General features: G+C 37.4%; 23 protein-coding genes and 1 pseudogene. 1 reads left to right on the top strand and 23 read right to left on the bottom strand.

Going from position 1 to position 17,161, the window contains the following annotated elements; translation table 11 throughout:
* Window positions 1-41 precede the first annotated feature (41 nt).
* The 12 genes and pseudogenes from C510_RS16750 to C510_RS0115520 form a co-directional block, all read right to left on the bottom strand.
* Window positions 42-652, bottom strand: a pseudogene (locus C510_RS16750) (TetR/AcrR family transcriptional regulator).
* A 63-nt stretch (window positions 653-715) separates the two neighbouring features.
* Window positions 716-1,240, bottom strand: a complete 525-nt coding sequence (locus tag C510_RS0115585; RefSeq protein ID WP_026320257.1) for a hypothetical protein — start codon at window positions 1,238-1,240, stop codon at window positions 716-718.
* A gap of 4 nt (window positions 1,241-1,244) precedes the next feature.
* On the bottom strand, window positions 1,245-1,868 hold the full coding sequence (locus C510_RS0115580) for a hypothetical protein (protein WP_018712196.1): 624 nt from the start codon (window positions 1,866-1,868) through the stop codon (window positions 1,245-1,247).
* A 233-nt stretch (window positions 1,869-2,101) separates the two neighbouring features.
* A complete protein-coding gene (locus C510_RS0115575) occupies window positions 2,102-3,358 on the bottom strand; it encodes an ATP-binding protein (RefSeq protein ID WP_018712195.1) in 1,257 nt (418 codons plus the stop codon).
* A 230-nt stretch (window positions 3,359-3,588) separates the two neighbouring features.
* The gene (locus tag C510_RS0115570) at window positions 3,589-4,047 is read right to left on the bottom strand and encodes a hypothetical protein (protein WP_013619049.1); all 459 of its coding nucleotides are present in this window, start codon (window positions 4,045-4,047) and stop codon (window positions 3,589-3,591) included.
* A gap of 578 nt (window positions 4,048-4,625) precedes the next feature.
* Complete coding sequence (locus C510_RS0115560) at window positions 4,626-5,147, bottom strand: hypothetical protein (RefSeq protein WP_018712194.1); 522 nt, start codon at window positions 5,145-5,147, stop codon at window positions 4,626-4,628.
* Window positions 5,148-5,670: 523 nt separating this feature from the next.
* Window positions 5,671-6,222, bottom strand: coding sequence for a hypothetical protein (locus tag C510_RS0115550; RefSeq protein ID WP_013619053.1), 552 nt, complete (start codon window positions 6,220-6,222; stop codon window positions 5,671-5,673).
* A gap of 87 nt (window positions 6,223-6,309) precedes the next feature.
* Entirely contained in the window at window positions 6,310-6,726 is a 417-nt protein-coding gene (locus C510_RS0115545; RefSeq protein ID WP_013619054.1) for a hypothetical protein, read from the bottom strand.
* 83 nt (window positions 6,727-6,809) lie between these two features.
* Complete coding sequence (locus C510_RS0115540; RefSeq protein ID WP_013619055.1) at window positions 6,810-7,346, bottom strand: DUF4303 domain-containing protein; 537 nt, start codon at window positions 7,344-7,346, stop codon at window positions 6,810-6,812.
* A gap of 443 nt (window positions 7,347-7,789) precedes the next feature.
* The gene (locus C510_RS0115530) at window positions 7,790-8,539 is read right to left on the bottom strand and encodes a hypothetical protein (RefSeq protein WP_018712192.1); all 750 of its coding nucleotides are present in this window, start codon (window positions 8,537-8,539) and stop codon (window positions 7,790-7,792) included.
* Between the two features lie 76 nt (window positions 8,540-8,615).
* Window positions 8,616-9,050: a DUF3997 domain-containing protein gene (locus C510_RS0115525; RefSeq protein WP_013619057.1), complete on the bottom strand. Its 435-nt coding sequence runs from the start codon at window positions 9,048-9,050 to the stop codon at window positions 8,616-8,618.
* A gap of 44 nt (window positions 9,051-9,094) precedes the next feature.
* Entirely contained in the window at window positions 9,095-9,490 is a 396-nt protein-coding gene (locus C510_RS0115520; protein WP_013619058.1) for a hypothetical protein, read from the bottom strand.
* Window positions 9,491-10,116: 626 nt separating this feature from the next.
* Here C510_RS0115520 and C510_RS16745 point away from each other — a divergent pair.
* A complete protein-coding gene (locus C510_RS16745; protein ID WP_025893099.1) occupies window positions 10,117-10,464 on the top strand; it encodes a hypothetical protein in 348 nt (115 codons plus the stop codon).
* A 3-nt stretch (window positions 10,465-10,467) separates the two neighbouring features.
* Here C510_RS16745 and C510_RS0115505 read toward each other — a convergent pair whose 3' ends face one another.
* The 11 genes from C510_RS0115505 to C510_RS0115455 form a co-directional block, all read right to left on the bottom strand.
* Window positions 10,468-10,911 carry a hypothetical protein gene (locus tag C510_RS0115505; RefSeq protein WP_018712188.1) on the bottom strand — a complete coding sequence of 148 codons (444 nt, stop codon included), beginning with the start codon at window positions 10,909-10,911 and terminating at the stop codon, window positions 10,468-10,470.
* Window positions 10,912-10,980: 69 nt separating this feature from the next.
* Window positions 10,981-11,568 (bottom strand): hypothetical protein, encoded by a 588-nt coding sequence (locus C510_RS0115500; protein WP_025893102.1) that lies wholly within the window; start codon window positions 11,566-11,568, stop codon window positions 10,981-10,983.
* Between the two features lie 73 nt (window positions 11,569-11,641).
* On the bottom strand, window positions 11,642-12,310 hold the full coding sequence (locus tag C510_RS0115495; RefSeq protein ID WP_018712186.1) for an SMI1/KNR4 family protein: 669 nt from the start codon (window positions 12,308-12,310) through the stop codon (window positions 11,642-11,644).
* Window positions 12,311-12,383: 73 nt separating this feature from the next.
* Window positions 12,384-12,860: a DUF7832 domain-containing protein gene (locus C510_RS0115490; RefSeq protein ID WP_018712185.1), complete on the bottom strand. Its 477-nt coding sequence runs from the start codon at window positions 12,858-12,860 to the stop codon at window positions 12,384-12,386.
* 77 nt (window positions 12,861-12,937) lie between these two features.
* Complete coding sequence (locus C510_RS0115485; RefSeq protein WP_018712184.1) at window positions 12,938-13,312, bottom strand: hypothetical protein; 375 nt, start codon at window positions 13,310-13,312, stop codon at window positions 12,938-12,940.
* A 66-nt stretch (window positions 13,313-13,378) separates the two neighbouring features.
* Window positions 13,379-13,708 (bottom strand): hypothetical protein, encoded by a 330-nt coding sequence (locus C510_RS0115480; protein WP_018712183.1) that lies wholly within the window; start codon window positions 13,706-13,708, stop codon window positions 13,379-13,381.
* Window positions 13,709-13,787: 79 nt separating this feature from the next.
* Window positions 13,788-14,333 (bottom strand): hypothetical protein, encoded by a 546-nt coding sequence (locus C510_RS0115475; RefSeq protein ID WP_013616531.1) that lies wholly within the window; start codon window positions 14,331-14,333, stop codon window positions 13,788-13,790.
* A gap of 56 nt (window positions 14,334-14,389) precedes the next feature.
* Window positions 14,390-15,007 (bottom strand): hypothetical protein, encoded by a 618-nt coding sequence (locus tag C510_RS0115470; protein WP_018712181.1) that lies wholly within the window; start codon window positions 15,005-15,007, stop codon window positions 14,390-14,392.
* Window positions 15,008-15,087: 80 nt separating this feature from the next.
* Entirely contained in the window at window positions 15,088-15,714 is a 627-nt protein-coding gene (locus C510_RS0115465; protein WP_013619129.1) for a hypothetical protein, read from the bottom strand.
* A gap of 95 nt (window positions 15,715-15,809) precedes the next feature.
* On the bottom strand, window positions 15,810-16,331 hold the full coding sequence (locus C510_RS0115460; protein ID WP_018712180.1) for a DUF7691 family protein: 522 nt from the start codon (window positions 16,329-16,331) through the stop codon (window positions 15,810-15,812).
* Window positions 16,332-16,342: 11 nt separating this feature from the next.
* A complete protein-coding gene (locus C510_RS0115455) occupies window positions 16,343-17,044 on the bottom strand; it encodes a PoNe immunity protein domain-containing protein (RefSeq protein WP_018712179.1) in 702 nt (233 codons plus the stop codon).
* Between the last annotated feature and the right edge of the window lie 117 nt (window positions 17,045-17,161).

Raw genomic sequence — 17,161 nt, 5'->3', positions numbered from 1 at the left:
AGAGAAAGGATGCCGGAGGGCATAAAAAAAGCCTGAACGGGTCAGGCTTTAATCAGTGAATAAATGAAGCGGAGCTTGCGGGAGAGTTCACCCGTGTCCAGCCCGGAGAGGAAAGCCTGCTCGAAAGACAAGCCGTAGAACACCTCGCGGAACATGGCGACGGTTTCCTCCGTGTCCACCTCCGCGCGGATTTCGCCCGCCGACTTTGCCCGCTCGATGATGTCGCGCCACAGCTTCCGGTCTTTCTCGAACAGGGCGGCGAACTTCGCCCCGGCATCGGGGTAATACTGCCGCACTTGCATCAGCAGGTGGAAGTAGTAGAAGTTGTAGCTGCATCCCTGCGGGTTGTTCCCGTCGTCGAGCAAGCCCACGATGCGCCGCATGGTCTTTTCCACGCTCTCCACGTGGTGGTCGATGAACTCCAGCAGCGTGCCGCCCCGGAAGCTGAACTTGTTGGCAGGGTCTTGCGTGGCGAAGATGTATTTGTCCACCCCGCCACGAACAGGTCTTGCTTGAAGGAGTAGTAATAAATCAGTCCCCACTTGGACAGTCCGCAGGCTTTGGCGATAGTCACCAGACTTGCCTTCTCGTAGTTCATCTTGGCGAACACCCGCAAGGCGTTCTCCAGCACTTCTTCCCGGTTTGTTATCATAAGCGTAAGGGGGTTATGTTTTTAGCCCACGAAGGTAGGGAAATATTGTGTTTATGGCAAGCATTATGCCACTATTTCCATAAGCAACAGATAGAAAGTTGCGAACTGGACTATCAGAGAAACGACATAGATGCCGTAGTAGAGCAGATACTTTTTCTCCTTCTCGAACTTGGCGAAATACTTCTCGTATTTGTCGTTCTTGAACAGGAATATTTTATTGACATAATACGTGAATACCCCGATGGCTACAAGAAATGAAGTAAGAATGATTATGTATTTTTCAAAAGCGATTTCAAAAATACTCGATAATTCTACCTTGAAAATCTTGATGCAGACAAGGCAGACAAGGCAGCATATCCAAAAGCTGATGATGATTGGGGTGTTAGTCGCCATACTGCTGATATAGGCATCAATACCTCTTGCTTCGTTTCTTTTATAAAACGAAATGCACCGATTTATATAGCCGTTTTTCCATTTCGAGAGACTTAGCCAATAGAAAGGATTTAGCAACCTCTCGAAAATGAAAAACAGCAGCTTATAAGTGCAGTAATAATTTATATTGTAATATGTTTCCAATAATACCCTCATGCCTTTAATGGTTTGGTGAGGAACAGTGTTCAGCTGTTGGTTCGACCTCGTTATAAACACTATTTTCCATTTGAAATAGTTTGTTGTATGGTATTGCAAACTCGTTTGTTTCACAAATGGGAGCAAACATTCGTATCATAAAAACCTTGCAATAGATACTATCACATAGTATGTTCTTATTGGATTGTTCCATAATGAACAGTGCTTTATAAAAAAACTTATCGTTCATTTCTTTGACAAAAACCACATCATAAGAGATTAATATAGCAAGACTGTCATTATTCATAAAATCATTGTAGCTTAAATTCCTTTTACAGCCACCTTCCAAAATAATTTCACAGTCATCAAGTTTTTTATCTGTTATAAATTCTATCACACCATCGTGTTTGGGGTGCTTGTATTTTATGTTGCTGTAATCACTTGCTGATATTTCTCTTATACGTGTTTGTTCAACGAAAGGTAATTTTTTTAATCCCCATTGAACTGGGTACAATGTAAATAGCCATACATACATTCCAATAATGATGATAATCGGAAATGCAAACATTAAGGAATGTCTTAAATCCTTTCGGGCAAGGCATCCTAAGAAAGCTATAATTAGCATAAGAAGCAATACAATGATTATCATCCTATTCCAATTCTAATTGTTTATAATGTATTGACAACAACACCTATTAAGTATTGGACATTCCACTAACCCGCGCCATGCGGGGCATATATCCTAACCTCCATGCCCCCAAAGGTACGAAAAGAATCGGATAAACAAACCGAATGGTTTGGAAAAGTCGCGAAAGAGTTGGCGGAAGGGGAAGAAAGGCTGTAGGCATCTTGCCATTTCCTCCGCCAATCATTAGGGTCATCTTAAAGTTCCAGTGAATTTTCCTTAAGCAAGAAGTCGTAAATGCTGATGGTCGTAATCCCGGCTTCATCCCTTGTTATGGGGCTTTCCTCTCCGATAACGATAATTTTCTTGAAAGAATCGTCCACTCTCAACAGGGAAGCCCGTTCCTGCCTTATTTTCTCATCGGATTCCATCCGGTAGGCCGACTGTATGTAATACCGTCTGCTCCCCAGATTGCAAACAAAATCGACCTCAAGGCTGGAACGGTGCTGTTTCCCGTCCTCGCCTCTGCGGACGACAGGAACGACGCCTACATCCACATTGAAGCCACGTATCCGCAGTTCGTTATAAACCATGTTCTCCATCAGATGGCTTTTCTCCGACTGGCGGAAGTTAATCCGAGCGTTGCGCAGCCCCAAGTCCATGAAGTAATACTTATAGGGGGAATTGATGTAGCGTTTCCCCTTGATGTCGTAGCGGGTGGACTTCTCTATCAGGAACGAATCGCAGAGGTAATCAATGTAATTCTTGACGGTATCATTGGATATGGGCGATTTCTTCTCGCTTTGGAACGTATTTGCCAGCTTGTTCGGATTGGTCAGCGCACCGATGCCCGAAGCCATGATGTTGATGAGTTCCTCCAAATCATCATCCTTTCGTATCTCGTAACGGTCTTTGATGTCCTTCAGGTAGGTTTCATCGAACAGGGCTTTCAGGAAGCGCACCTTCTGTTCTTCCGTTTGATAGGACAGAATCTGCGGAAGCCCACCATACAGCATGTATTCGTTAAATCCGGCCTGTATCGTTCCGGAATAGGCGGACATATACTCGCTGAAACTCAACGGGTACATTTTCACCTCGAAGCCACGCCCCCGAAATTCCGTAATGATGTCTTTGGACAGGAATTTCGCATTGCTACCCGTTACATAAATATCCGCATTGCGTATTCTAAGGAAGCCGTTCAGCACATCTTCGAACTGGTCGAGCATCTGTACCTCGTCCAATAGGATGTAATACATATCTCCGTCCGTGATGCGGCTTTCCACATAGGCATAAAGGTTGTCCGGATTTCTCATGGCACGGTTCCTGTAATCTTCCAAATCCACCTTTATGATATGGTCTGGGGCGATGCCGTTGCTTTCCAGATACGAGGTAAATATCTCAAAGAGCAAGTACGACTTGCCACACCTGCGCATCCCGGTTATAATCTTAATCATACCGTTGTTCCGCAAGGAAACGAGTTCATCCAAGTATTTTCTTCGTTCTATATGCTTCATGCTAATCGAAATTTATGTCACCAAGTGACAGAGTTTTCGATTACAAAGATAAGGTTTCTTTCTTCAAGTCTGGCAAGCCTACTCGAAAAAAATGTCATTAATGACGGCTTTTCCGGGTAGAGCATCCGCCATTATCTCAATACACCATAATCACAAGGATTTTTCCCGCTTCGGGAGCAGGCAGCAATAATGATGTAATCCGGTGTTCCATATCCAATATATTTTTCAAATTATCTTCGACTCCAATATCCCAAAAGCTTACTGAACAGTATCATCGTAACCAGATACAATACTATTATGCCGTTTATCTCAGCAAAAAACACTAAGGCATCTGCCGTAGGAACACTTTCGTATGTATTTTCGGTTAGATACCTGCCTTCATATCCTGAATAGATGAAATAATACTCGCATGTTTTATATATACCATTGAATAGCAATAGCATAATGGCAGACAATCTGAATTTATTATGACGCAGAAACAAGTGGAAGGAAAGGTCAAGGAATACGAACAATACACAGATTACTACAAAACCAATCAATGCCATCAATCCGTCCGCCGCAGCTCCCGGACCATCATTAACTTCAGTTATGCTCATTAATTGGTTTGGCTCTATCAAGACAATGGCAAACATAAGTAAGTATATTACCCATGCAATCAGTTGTCCAACTTTTATTTCAGCTATCTTCATAATGTTTTATCGTATATACTGATTAATGGCTTGGAAAGGAATATCGTTCAAAGGTTATCTTTCCTTGTTAGTACCTAAGTTCATAATCTCTTGAATGGTCAGCAAAGGGCGGTATTTTGTTGTTGAATCGCCCTTTAAAAATCTGCATATTGTGTTTTTATACCCTTACATGAACAATGGAATTAAAAGAATAATGCAAGTCCTAATAATACAATAAAAGGAGTAAATATGAAAAGATATGCCCATACATTGGAACTGTGTTCATACACCTTTCTTTCCATAATCTTCTCATTCCTATGTTTATACCGATAATAAAAATAAAGGCTGCTCCATAAGGATAACATAATGGCAAGGACTATCAAAAACACATTAGCTGCATTCTTTTGCGGTGAATATTCCATTATGATATAATAGTATATAACTGCGACGTCCACTAAATAGAATAGCAGGATTGTGGACATGATAAATGGCACATGTGTATTCAGATACATACTGGTATCCATATATCGGGTCAATACTTGAATCTTGTAAAACAAGTATTCTAATATTCTGTGAACTATATTCATATTATTGTTGTCTTATAAGCTTTTGAGTAATATATAGAACGTTGCAAACTGTATAATTATGGAAATCACATAGATACCATAATATTGCACATATTTTCTCTCTTTGTCGAATTGCTTGAAATACTTTCTGTATTTGTCCTTCTTGAACAAGAGATGATTATTGATACGATATACTAATACCCCGAGAACTACCCATAGTAGTAAAAAAAGAAAATCCGATTCTAATACAGTTATCAATAAAGTTTTTATTCTTGAAAACTGAATGCCGATAATACATATAACGGCAATTATCCAAAGGCTGATACGATATACAGAAATAATAGCCAAGACTGAAATCCATGTATTAATACCTTTATCTGCCGCATCAGCCTCTATCTTTTTACTAATTGATATAATACGATTTATATAATTATTATTCCATTTCTTTAATCCAAGCCAATAAAAGGGATTAATAAGTCTGTACAAAAAATAGAATAGTATTTTATATGCACAATAATAAATCATATTATAGTATTTCTCCATCAAATCTTTCATTCCGCTGTTTTTTTGTGTATGTGAGAACAATGTATTTAGTTGCCATCTCGATTTTGTTATAAACTTAATTTATCTATGGATATAATAATCTTTAAGCAGAAACGGAAGGATAAACCAGCTTATTGTACCTATTACAGAAATAGCAACAAAAAACCAACTTTTCTTGTTGTTGCTGTTATTCCTGTAGTGATTGTCCCACCTTCGGTATCTTTTTGTGTCTTCCCAAAATACAATTTCATTTATAAACATAAATAAAAGAGAAACACATATATAAACAACGATTTTGTTCTCATTAATAAAATGAAATGGTGCTATCAGCAGCATTATCAATGCGATAAATGGAAAATAGAAAAACAATCCGCCGATGTAATTTCCGGCTCGCCCATATCCAAGTAATCCCCAGAAAAAATACTTGATTGTAAAATACCAATAGATATACCAGTTCATAATGTTAATCTCAAATTGTTTATAATGGGTTGCAGCTTGCCGCCGTTAGGCGGTACAGGTGCTTGTTACCGATTTTTTACGAACATTGCCAAAATCCTGCGATTATTTCATTGGTTATATGATGCTTATACAGGTATAATGCTCCATATCCGAAAGGATAACTGCCAATGAGAACATCATCATTATAACCATCCTCGTCTATTGACAAGAAAAAAGAAAAGCCCTGTTGCTCTAATTCTTTATAATAGAATTCTTCATCTTGAATCAAAGAAGGGGTACCACCTATTTTTACAAGTATATTTTCACTATCCTTATCTTCTGAATATTCACTAATAGAACACATTCTTAAATTAGCGTTTCGTCTTTCTACACAATTACCAATTTCAGAAAATTCATGCTCTACTATTTTTACTGCTATTGAAGGATATATATTATTGTCTATAAGAGTGTTATAGTCTTGATGAATCAAGATGGAAAGCATAGTATTCTCCTTTTCAGGATGTACTAATGTTGCATAGAATTTATAATCGCAGGAGATTTGTTCTTCTATACATTTAGGAGGATTACCACCAATCCTGCCTTTTACATTCTTATCGAATGGAATACATTTGGCATATCGTTCGTTCATACTTTCTTTGTTTTTATTATTATCGATAATGGTTTAGCGGGAAACGGCTTGTCCGTTATCCTGCGTTGTTAGCATCATATTTAACTATCAGCAGAAAGCGACATCTCCCGTTCCAACTTCAACAATATCATATTTGCCATCATTAATCCTTATCTTAATGCCACAACCATGCTCAATATCAAATTCAACTCTAAATTCCAGTCCAAACAATTCCTCTGCGTTCTGTTCAAACAAGACGAAAATATGTGTCAATTCAATATCCTGCATACATGCTTCAATTTTATAGGTATCTTTAGCCCATGCTATAACCGAACTACAAGCCAGACTATACCATTCTGACAGGTTATTGACAAATGAGGCAATCTTTTCTTTATATTCATCTGTCAGTTCTTCTTCTGATGCAAACAAACTATCTGACAATGTGATATAAACCTCATTACCTAAATCTTTTAATGACACATACATTTCAAGATTTTCGTCAAAAATTATTTCAGTCGCTTTCATATTTTATTGTTTTTAGTTATGTTGATGCTAATGGCTAAGCGGGGAACGCTGTTAAGCGTTATCACGCTTTGTTACCAACTTTATTATTCACTTTCAGCAGCTTCTTGAAGATATTCTTCAATATCTTCAGAGTTGTTTAGCTCCAAAGCTCTCTGCACATTTGAAGCATCAGGCGGCATTAATTCTACATTTATCAAAATACTCTTGCGTGATTGATTTTGTGCAAAAAGTCCTTCTTTGTCCAAGATTGACATTGCTTTCACCATAGCAGTTAGCCTGACATCAAGCTCCTTTCCCCAATCTTCATCATTCAAACTATCAATATTCGCCCGATGTTCAAAGAGATGTTTTACATCACTAAAATATTCGTCGTAGCCAAAAGCATAATATGGCGAATCTGCATAAGACCATTTTATACTTTGTGCATATGTTTCAGAGTTCGATTGTATTACTCTGCCCAATGCTTCCCACGACCATGCAGAAATGACAGGAGCAAAACCTTCACCTGTCGTCAGAAGCGCACAATAATAAAAATGTTCGCCATTGCTAAACAACTTTTGGAAAGCCATTCTTGCGGCTTTTGTTATGGCTGCTATAAGTATTTCTGTTTCTTTATTCATAAAACAATTGTTGGTAATGTATTGATAACAACACCTGTCAGGAATCGGACATTCCACTAATCCGAGCCATGCGGGACATATATCCTGACCTCCATGCCCCCAAAGGTACGAAAAGAATCGGAGAAACAAACCGAATGGTTTGGAAAAGTCGCAAAAGAGTTGGCGGAAGGGGAAGAAAGGCTGTAGGCATCCTGCCATTTCCCCCGCCAACCACCGGAGCCACCAGCCTTGAAACTGGCGAAAAAGGAAATGCCGCTTTCTCTTTTTCGCCGGGCACATACTTCGCTGCCGATGGAAACAGGTTTAAGCCAGTTTGGATGTATATACAAAAGGATGGACTAAACTTACGGGAGTGGATAGCAATCGGGATGCAATCCGGTGTGCTGGATTTGATAATAATTCAACAGGGAACGCTGTAAGCGTTATCACGCTTTATTATAAACTCAATTTATTTTACATGATTGGCTTTTATTTACCCACCATTCCTGTTCTTCCACTTCACGAGCCTTTTGTATCTCGTCCGTTGTCAGATGCTCATTGTGATAGGCATTATATAGATTTTCCCAACCATTCTTACGATATTTCGGTGATACAACCCATTCGCCTGCATCATTAAACAGGCAAAAGTTTGCAGGAGTATCTGGTATAATCTCATCTGCCCAAGAACAGACTTTTGTCAGTCCCCTTGCGGATTTCCACTTGCCCCGATATTCAGATAAGTTCAATTTCAGTTCTGCTATTTCATTCCGTCCTTTCTCTATTTGTTGTCCGCTCATCCGATACCCTTGCTTGAATGAACCGGAGAATGTACCGCTATATCGTTTATCTCCGTATTCCGCAAACGAATAATGCCCGTATATGAAACCGTCCACTTCCGTATATTCACTTTTTATCATTTGAGAACAGGAAGAAATGCTATCTATACAAACCTTTCCTCTAAACGGACAGATTACGGATAGTCGGGTACGACTGACACCCTTTATCTCATATTCTCTACTATTCATTTTCCGGACTTCGGTAATATGAATGTCAATTCGGCTACAATCTTCTCCTAATATGCCAATCATGTTTGAATTGTCAAACAAGCTCGAAAGGTCTTGCTGCAAAATATCCACTTTGTGATTTTGGGGATAAGCCGCTCCACAAAACCAAAAGAGTAAAAAGATACTGATATAGTATATTTTCTGTTTCATATTTTACATTACTGTTTATAATGGTCGTTTGACAAGGAACGGCGTAAGACGTTATCTTTTCTCGTTAATAATACATTTATAGCTCCTTAAAAGTTATATCATCCGACACTCCCAGTTCTTTCCGTTTGACTTCAAAATCCGTTTTACTGAAAGCCCCGAATTTGTTTTCTTGCGCTTCCCATGCTTCTTGCGTGTTATTTACGGGAATGATGTAATATTCTGTCGTATTCTTGTCATAACGCTGCATGGATATGCCCATGCTGTCCTTCAAAGCACGATATGCCTTGACCAGAATAAAATCATCGTCATATCCCACTGCGTAAACACTCGCTCCGGTTATTCCCATATAAGGCGCATCATTATCGTTTTGTCGGTGATAACACACATCCATATCTTCTTTGGTATCTACCGCTATCAAATAATAGTTCCCTGTAAGATGCCGTTCATATACAAACTCGCAACTTTGCATTAGGGACAACAATAAAAGGAGTAATGATATAACTGTTTTCATGTGCTCAATTATTATTAATGGACAGAAAGGAGCATCGTCAGATGCTATCTTTCGTCGTTACCGGTATTTTTTCTTAATGTCTTACGAATAAAGTTATCTAATTCTTTGGACTTATAGAATTTCCATGATGAATATGCAATCATATTACCTTCTGGATTTTGAGATACACTCCAGTAATTCATACATTCTTTATCTACATAATTCTTAATTGTAATGATTTCTTCCGGCGATAAGCTGCTTAATTGAACAAAATATTCGCCGGAATAATCTTTGTTGATAACTGACGTACTATCAACAAACTTGTTCATGTGTGCGATACAAGCATAAAGGGCATATCCTTTTGCTTCTTCAAGCCGTTCTCTATATACAGGCTTTTGCGTTGTACAACTTGCGGTTACATAAAGTATGCACACCATTGTTATGAATTGTAGACGCTTCATATCTATAACTTTAGTCGTTATCGGTAATGGTTCAGCAGGGAACGGTTTTCCCGTTATCCTGCGTTGTTAGCGAAATATTACTTGAATCTTTTTTATCATATATATTTAGTTATAAATCAATTTGCATATACCTATTCCTATCAAGAACACCAATAGAGGGGAACAATATATCATCCATGCTGGGATTATCTTGTTCCACATGTTACCTTTGTATTTCAAAAGTATAGCGGCAGTCCTTTTGCGAGTATATCGCAAAAATAATGCGATAAAGCACAATATACCTACACCCACAAATATACTTTGTATCTGAATGGGAGTGAAGTTCTTTAATGAAAACCAATCATCTGTCAGTGCTTTGTTAAAGAAGATACTGAAAAAGAAAAATATTATCATAGAAACCATGCCCAATAAGAGGCAAGCACTGAGACGTGCAGCTTCATTATGTTTTCGATAAACCACATATAACCGATAATACAGGTAATCAAAAAAATAATACCTGTATTTTCTCCCTTCTCGCATCAAATTGTTTCGTGCGAAATGACTTATTGTCTCTTTTCTGTATCTCATCTTTGCTGAAATTTTCGCTAATATTTATAATACCATACGGGGCATATATCCTAACCTCCATGCCCCCAAAGGTACGAAAAGAATCGGAAAAACAAACCGAATGGTTTGGAAAAGTCGCGAAAGAGTTGGCGGAAGGGGAAGAAAGGCTGTCGGCATCCTGCCATTTCCTCCGCCAACTACCGGAGCCACCAGCCTTAAAACTGGCGGAAAAGGAAATGCCGCTTTCTCTTTTTCGCCGGGCACATACTTCGCTGCCGATGGAAACAGGTTTAAGCCAGTTTGGATGTATATTACAAAAGGACAAACTAAACTTACGGAAGCGGGCAGCAATAATGATGCAATCTGGTGTGCCGGATTTGATAATGGTTTGGAAAGGAACATCGTCTGATGCTATCTTTCGTCGTTAGATACTAATTTATGGTTTCAAGAATATTGCCCGATACTATATTTTGAACACCACTGAATATATCACTGCCATAATAATAAACAAGATTATCATAATCAGCCCACACTTGTTCTCGTTCATCTAACCATACAGTCAAATAACCGGGATGAATGTCTGCTAAATAGATAACCTTATTGACCTTTAACTTCACAGCCACTTTCTGCATAGCTTCCGGGCTGTATTTCTTTATTTTCTTGACATCAAAATAAAGAATATTAGATTGGTTCAGTTCTAATTTCATGTTATAGAATAGAGCAATCTTGCTTATAATACCGTCATTCAAAGGATAATCAAACTTTGAATAGGATTGTTTCAACTTATCAGCGTAACAATCCGACATCATTTGAAAGTTAAATTCATCCCAATGGTTATGAACAAGTATTTCCTTTATTGCAGTAGGTATATTCATATATAATTGTATCTAATGGGTTGTGAATAGCAGACCGTTAGGGCAGCTCATTCGCTTGTTACCAACTTTTTATAAACATCCATCATTATAAGATTTCAAGAACTCATCAATCAATGATTTCGGATTACTTCTTGTAGTCCACATAATAGGTAAGTCGTAATATTCCAATTCGTGAACAATGACAGGAACTTCTTTACCTAATTGCTCTTTTATGACACCTTTTTTATGAAGTTCTTGAATAACAGAAATGATAATATCCATAAAGACCGACTGCATTTGGTCGTCTTGTTCATCCAACTTATTTTCTTCTCCATTTTTTTCGGCTCTCGAATACTCTTGTTGAGTATAGAATAAATTGGCTTCTTTAAAATACAGACGGAGATTCTTGTCATTACCACCAATAGTACCCACTTCGTTTTGTAGCCAAAAAGCATAATTCCATTTGGCTTCCATTAAACTACTGGCATTCCTTTTTGCTACTTCCACTTGAGTTAAAGTGTTATAGCCTATTGTAATAACAGGACATCGGGGGTCGTCTTCAAGATTATCTTTCCAAAAGGAAATAGCATAGATATCTTTGATGTTTTGTTTCCCCATTTTATTAATCGCTTTTTCTGCTTTTGTATAAAAACTTTCAAATAATGTTTCTCTATTCATGATTTATATATTTTAGTTGGTAATGGTTTGGAAAGGGACTCCGTTCAGGGGTTATCTTTCCTTGTTAGTAGCGTCATTCCATTTTGTACATTTTTTTCTCCCAACCTTTTAATTCTTGAAGAACAGGTTTGGGATTTTGCAATATCTGATTAAGAAATTCTACAAAATTAGGTGCTAATACTTCCTTTTCAGGTGTTTCGTAATCAAAGAGTACAACTTCACCTTCTTTATTCTCATTGTCTGTCAATTTAAGAGCTATCACACCATAATCAGAATATCGACCTATCGCAAAATACCCTTTATCAAGAATTTCCTCTTGCAGTTCCTTGTTATTTTCAATCAGGATTTTATTCCATGAATAGATAGGCTTTGGATATAGACAAACATCTAAATCCCAAAATATTTCATAAAAGTGCTTGTATTTCAGATAAGTCTTATATGAAAGCGGAAGAATAATATTCAAAATACTCTCTAATTGAGAAATATCCTCGTCTGAAATTTGATTATCTATCGCTTTCCATACATGGTCTTTTTCTGTAATAATGTCCACCATATAATTTGTATGTTCCGGTTGGGTAACATATATCTTGACTGATTTTCCTTGAAGTATGGCATTATCCAGTGAATCCCGCATTTCAGACTCTATGGGTTCTTCATAAGAAGAAACATACATAAGGTATTCTCTATGCTCTTGCACAAAGCCCAAACATTCATCTACATATTTCTTTATTATTTCTTCCATATTCTTATTTTGTTTTCAGTTCGCTACTAATGGGATGCAGCTTGCTGCCGTTAGGCGGCACAGGTGCTTGTTATCAACCTTTCAAAAATTCAGAATAGCGTTTATTACAAATTTCTTTTATCTCATTATAGTTTTCTTCTGAATTTTCCACATAAAAATATGAAGTGTCGGGATTATATTGACTGCCTAACTTATTCTTTACCCAATTATCATAGTCAGCTAAATAGTAACCAAACTTCTTTGCAAATTTGGTTTTGTCTGAATGATAATAGGCTGCTGCAAACTGCTTACCTTTAGTATTAAGTTCATTTGATGTAAGAACTCCGTCCATATCATCAAAGAAAAAATCTCTACAATCTAACTCTTTATTTTTAATTTGTTGGAGCTCTTCTGCACAATCTTCTTCGATTTCTCGTGACATTAAATCATTTTCAACACACCACCTTACGAAGAAAGCAATGTGTGTTGCACCTGCTATTGCAGGTAAATCTTTAGGCATATCTTTTGAGTCATAATGCCATTTGGCTTTGTCATAAACTTCAAACTTCATATTTTGTTTTTTTAAGTTAGTTGATAATGGTTCAGCAGGGAACGGCTTGCCGTTATCCTGCTTCGTTAATGGTATATTTATATTTTTCCATGTCTATAAAATGCTTCTACGAGAAGGCAAGCAAAGGTTGCCACTATATATATGGCAAGTATCCACGCTCCGGCTTTACGTTGCACGGGGGTCTCGTCCTCATACTTGGCTATAATTCTTTTATACCTTTTCTTGAAGAAATATCTGCCACTCAACAGTGCTATCAAACCACCCTGAACGATATAGTGTTGAGTATCGGACAGGGGTTCAACAATTCCATATTGGATTAATATGCCCCATACGGTTATTACATTGGCATATAGCGCGACTGAAAAGAAAAGCATTGCAAAATATACGGCTCCCTCCGCTACAGAGGAATGGAGCCACAATCTATAAAACCGATAATAAAAATAATCTATCATAAAGTTACCATTAATGGGATGCGAATAGCTGACCGTTAGGGCAGTTTATTCGCTTGTTATCAATATTTATCTCCAGCGACCTATATTCATATTGCTATCAAAGAAATCCAGTTGTTCCGCAGTGATTAAGCCTTTTGAATATAGAGCTTCAATTTGTAGAAAATATCTTTCTACATCTTCAACACATCCGATATAGCTTCCTAATAAACTGCTTGCTTCTGAATACACATTTTCTTTATCAGCTTGTGACAATGTACTATCAGTTAAAGTCTGTTGTACAATTGAAATCAAACTATCTTGTAAAGTAAGATATTTGCCCTCGTTATATTCAGAAGCATTATCCAATTCTTCCAATTCCATCCGGATTGACTGAATTTGTTTTTTATAGTTTTCCATGCACTTGCACTTTTATTGATAATGGTTTGGTGAGGAACAGCGTTAAGCTGTTATCTCGACCTTGTTACAGACGATTTTATTAACTTAATTCCATTTCCAATATCGTATATACCTGACCTTTGGCATTGCGAATAAGTATGGAAATGAAATCAAAAGCATTACATTTTAGATACTCTTTGTTTACCCAGTCGCCATTGATTAGTTGTACTTGTTCGGTGGCTGGGTATTCATCATCAAAATCGGTATTACTGCATCCAAGAATGATAATTTCAAATTCAGTTTCAGCATCTTTATCTACGAACTGAATTTCATGAGATAATGGTAGTTCTCTCTTATTCTCTATTAGTAATGCTTCATATCCATTATACCTTTCATCGAAAAGAGTAATCTTTTCTCCTGAATTTACTGAATACGCATATATTGCCAAAGGGAAATTTTGCTTGTTTGCCATGTAATTATCAATTAATTCACCACAAAAATAAAGTCTGAATTTTGTTTCATGTTGTGGTGATATTAACCGACCTTTCCAATACACAGGATTATTAAACCATGAATCTTCTATCAACTCAGGAAAATAATCTTTGTGTATAATGAATGGTTTTAGATAATCCGGTATATATTCCATATATTTCTGTATTAAGTTGTCTGTAATGGCTAAGCGGGGAACGCTGTCAAGCGTTATCACGCTTTGTTAGTTGCTTCGTTATTGTCTACCCATGCTTTGATTTCATTTGGAAAATGTTTATGAAACATTCTTATCCACAACTTATCGTTACACTTGTCGGGGATACAAGCATGAATGCACTCAAACCACTGGTCCCACATCCAATCAAAATCATCTTCCGGCATCATCATCCAAAGCAGAAAATCTTTTGGTTCCCAATCAGATAATTTCATAATATCCTTTTGCAGAACCTTACGCATGGATTGAAGTTGCTCTGTTGCTTCTTGACTGGTTATTTTTCCTTTCCAAAAATCAACAGCCGAGTGTGCAAAGTCATTTATCTGTTGGATAGTAGCATTAGGAAAATATTGTTTATCCAAATGCTCTACCATATCTTGCATAAAACATATTCGACGTTGATGCCATTGATGTTGGTTGTCATCTTCTATTTCATCTAAGATATACTTTGCCAACACTATAATTGCATCAAGTCCATGATTTTCTATTTTACCCCATTCGGTAGTATTCCAATCTGCTTGTGTTTTCACTTTATCATAGCAGACAGAGCATACTCCGTTTGGTAGAGTTATGGGATGTTTTCTGCAAATAGGGCATATTTTATCAACATTTTCCATTCTATTTGATTTTTAATTTGCAACTAATGGGATGCAGCTTGCCGCCGTTAGGCGGTATAGGTGCTTGTTAGCTACGTTCTTTATTGTTCCATTTTCCGTTTTACAATATCAACAAATTCATCTTTAGTCATGAACTTATTTAGGAAATCTTCCAATGTTCCTTCGTTAGTAACCTCTGTAAAAAACACTTCATGGTCTGTACTCCACACTATTGGATTGTCTGGATTAAGGTCTGATAAACAGATGTAATGATAATTGGGATAACTTTCTGTACAAAGCAATCCAACAAAGTCAGGAGTAGTACAGTTTGAATGTTGAATGATTTCGTCCAAATCTGTATCATCATCTGAAAACCAATCATTCCAATCTTCAAAATCTTTCGTGCCTTTTTGAAATGGAGTAAATGGTTTTGCTACCCAAAAAAATTGTCCACGAGGTTCTTCATTTAATGTATAGTAGGTATCTACCATTTTCTTATAAAATGCCTCTTTATCAGAATTGAACAATTCCATATTTTCATCTACCCAATTACCTAAACCCATTATAGGCTCTGTATCTTCGGCAGATAGCCAAGGTGTATCTTCCGGCTTTTGATACAAAGCAGTATTAAAAGTTATGGCACACAAGTCGTCTTGTAAAGACATTCCTTTTACATTGGCGATATTACCGCCTAATTGCTTTATTCGGTTTATGATTTCCTGTTTCATGACTCTTATTCATTTGTAGCTAATGGTTCAGCAGGGAACGGCTTGCCGTTACCCTGCGTTATTAACATCACATTTTATTCTACCAGTGTACCATATCAATACACCATAATAACAAGGTCTTTTTGCACTTCAATGGCTTCATCGAAAATGAAATTCAAGTCGTCCATTTCCTGCTCGTAATCGTAATCACCGATACCGTTACCCTCTTGCAGCGAACTGTATTCCGCCCTCTTGCTCTCCAAATCTGAAACGGGTATGCTGATGATATAGGGAAAATCATCGCTCAATGGAATAGGAATGAATGTACTTTGACTATCCAGTTGCCAAAGGTTTTCCGCACAGTAGATTTGCGTCCCATAATGGTTGCAAATCTTTTCATACACATATCCGTATAGGAAAGCCATTTCGGGATAACGGATTTTCCCGTTCACTATGTCAGCCAACGCCGCATAAGCACCCATATTCGTACTCAGCCTATCGCTGAAATAATCGTTCAAACTGTCGAGTTCCTGCTTCAGTGCCGCCTTTAATTGGTTAAGCAGCAGATTATCACAAGTTCCGTAAACAGACTTTACCCTATCGGCTTCTGTCAAATATGCACAAACAGAGTAACTCATACCTTATCTTTTTATTTAATGTTATCGTTCCAGTGTACCATGTCGTATGGATAGTAGGGCAACCCTTTCAGGCTACTATCATCCAGCCCCAAGACCTTGACCAATGCACCGCTTTCAAAACTCCAATAGCCGTCATGATTAATACCATATTTATGGTCGTCGTGCCAAGATAAATCAGAATGACCTCGATACCATTCTTTTTTGAGGTATTTTTCCAATCGTTTCACAGCTTCTGCCTTATCTTGTTCTGCCAACTCTGTAACAGTAATAGCAGCTTGATAGGGTGACGGATATAATACTTTGTTTGTAGTCCTTTCCCAATCTGGGAATCTGTATCTAATCAAGGTGTCATAAATATAGTCTTTTGCTTCTCTGTCTTTTATCAGTTGCACTAAACTCTGTATAAGGTCATCTTCATAATCCAACATGATACCTATTGACAGAAGCCACAACATTTCAATATAAAATCCGTTATCCGTCCAAAATCTCGGCATCGTTTTGATGGTTTCCACATAATTATTTTTCAGATTATCAATATCCTGTCCCATAGAATACTGTACCAGTAAATAACGAAGCCTATAATTGAACAAAGAATCGTAACCTATATGTTTTCCTGAAAGATGCATTTGTTCATAATAACTAATATCTTCATCATACATTTTCAGTTGCTTCAAATACTGTTCTTCTGTAAAAAGTTTATCTCTTATTTCCATTATGGTACACTGTTTTTGATGTTAATTTGTTTATAAATACACCTGTAGGTATAGGATATTTCGATAACCGACACCTGGCAGGTGTGTTTCCTGATCTCTAATAGCAACACCCGTCAG

Source organism: Phocaeicola barnesiae DSM 18169 = JCM 13652 (assembly GCF_000374585.1).
Taxonomy (GTDB): domain Bacteria; phylum Bacteroidota; class Bacteroidia; order Bacteroidales; family Bacteroidaceae; genus Phocaeicola; species Phocaeicola barnesiae.
The sequence above is the reverse complement of the archived record's forward strand: the minus strand, read 5'-3'. Positions and strand labels throughout refer to the sequence as shown.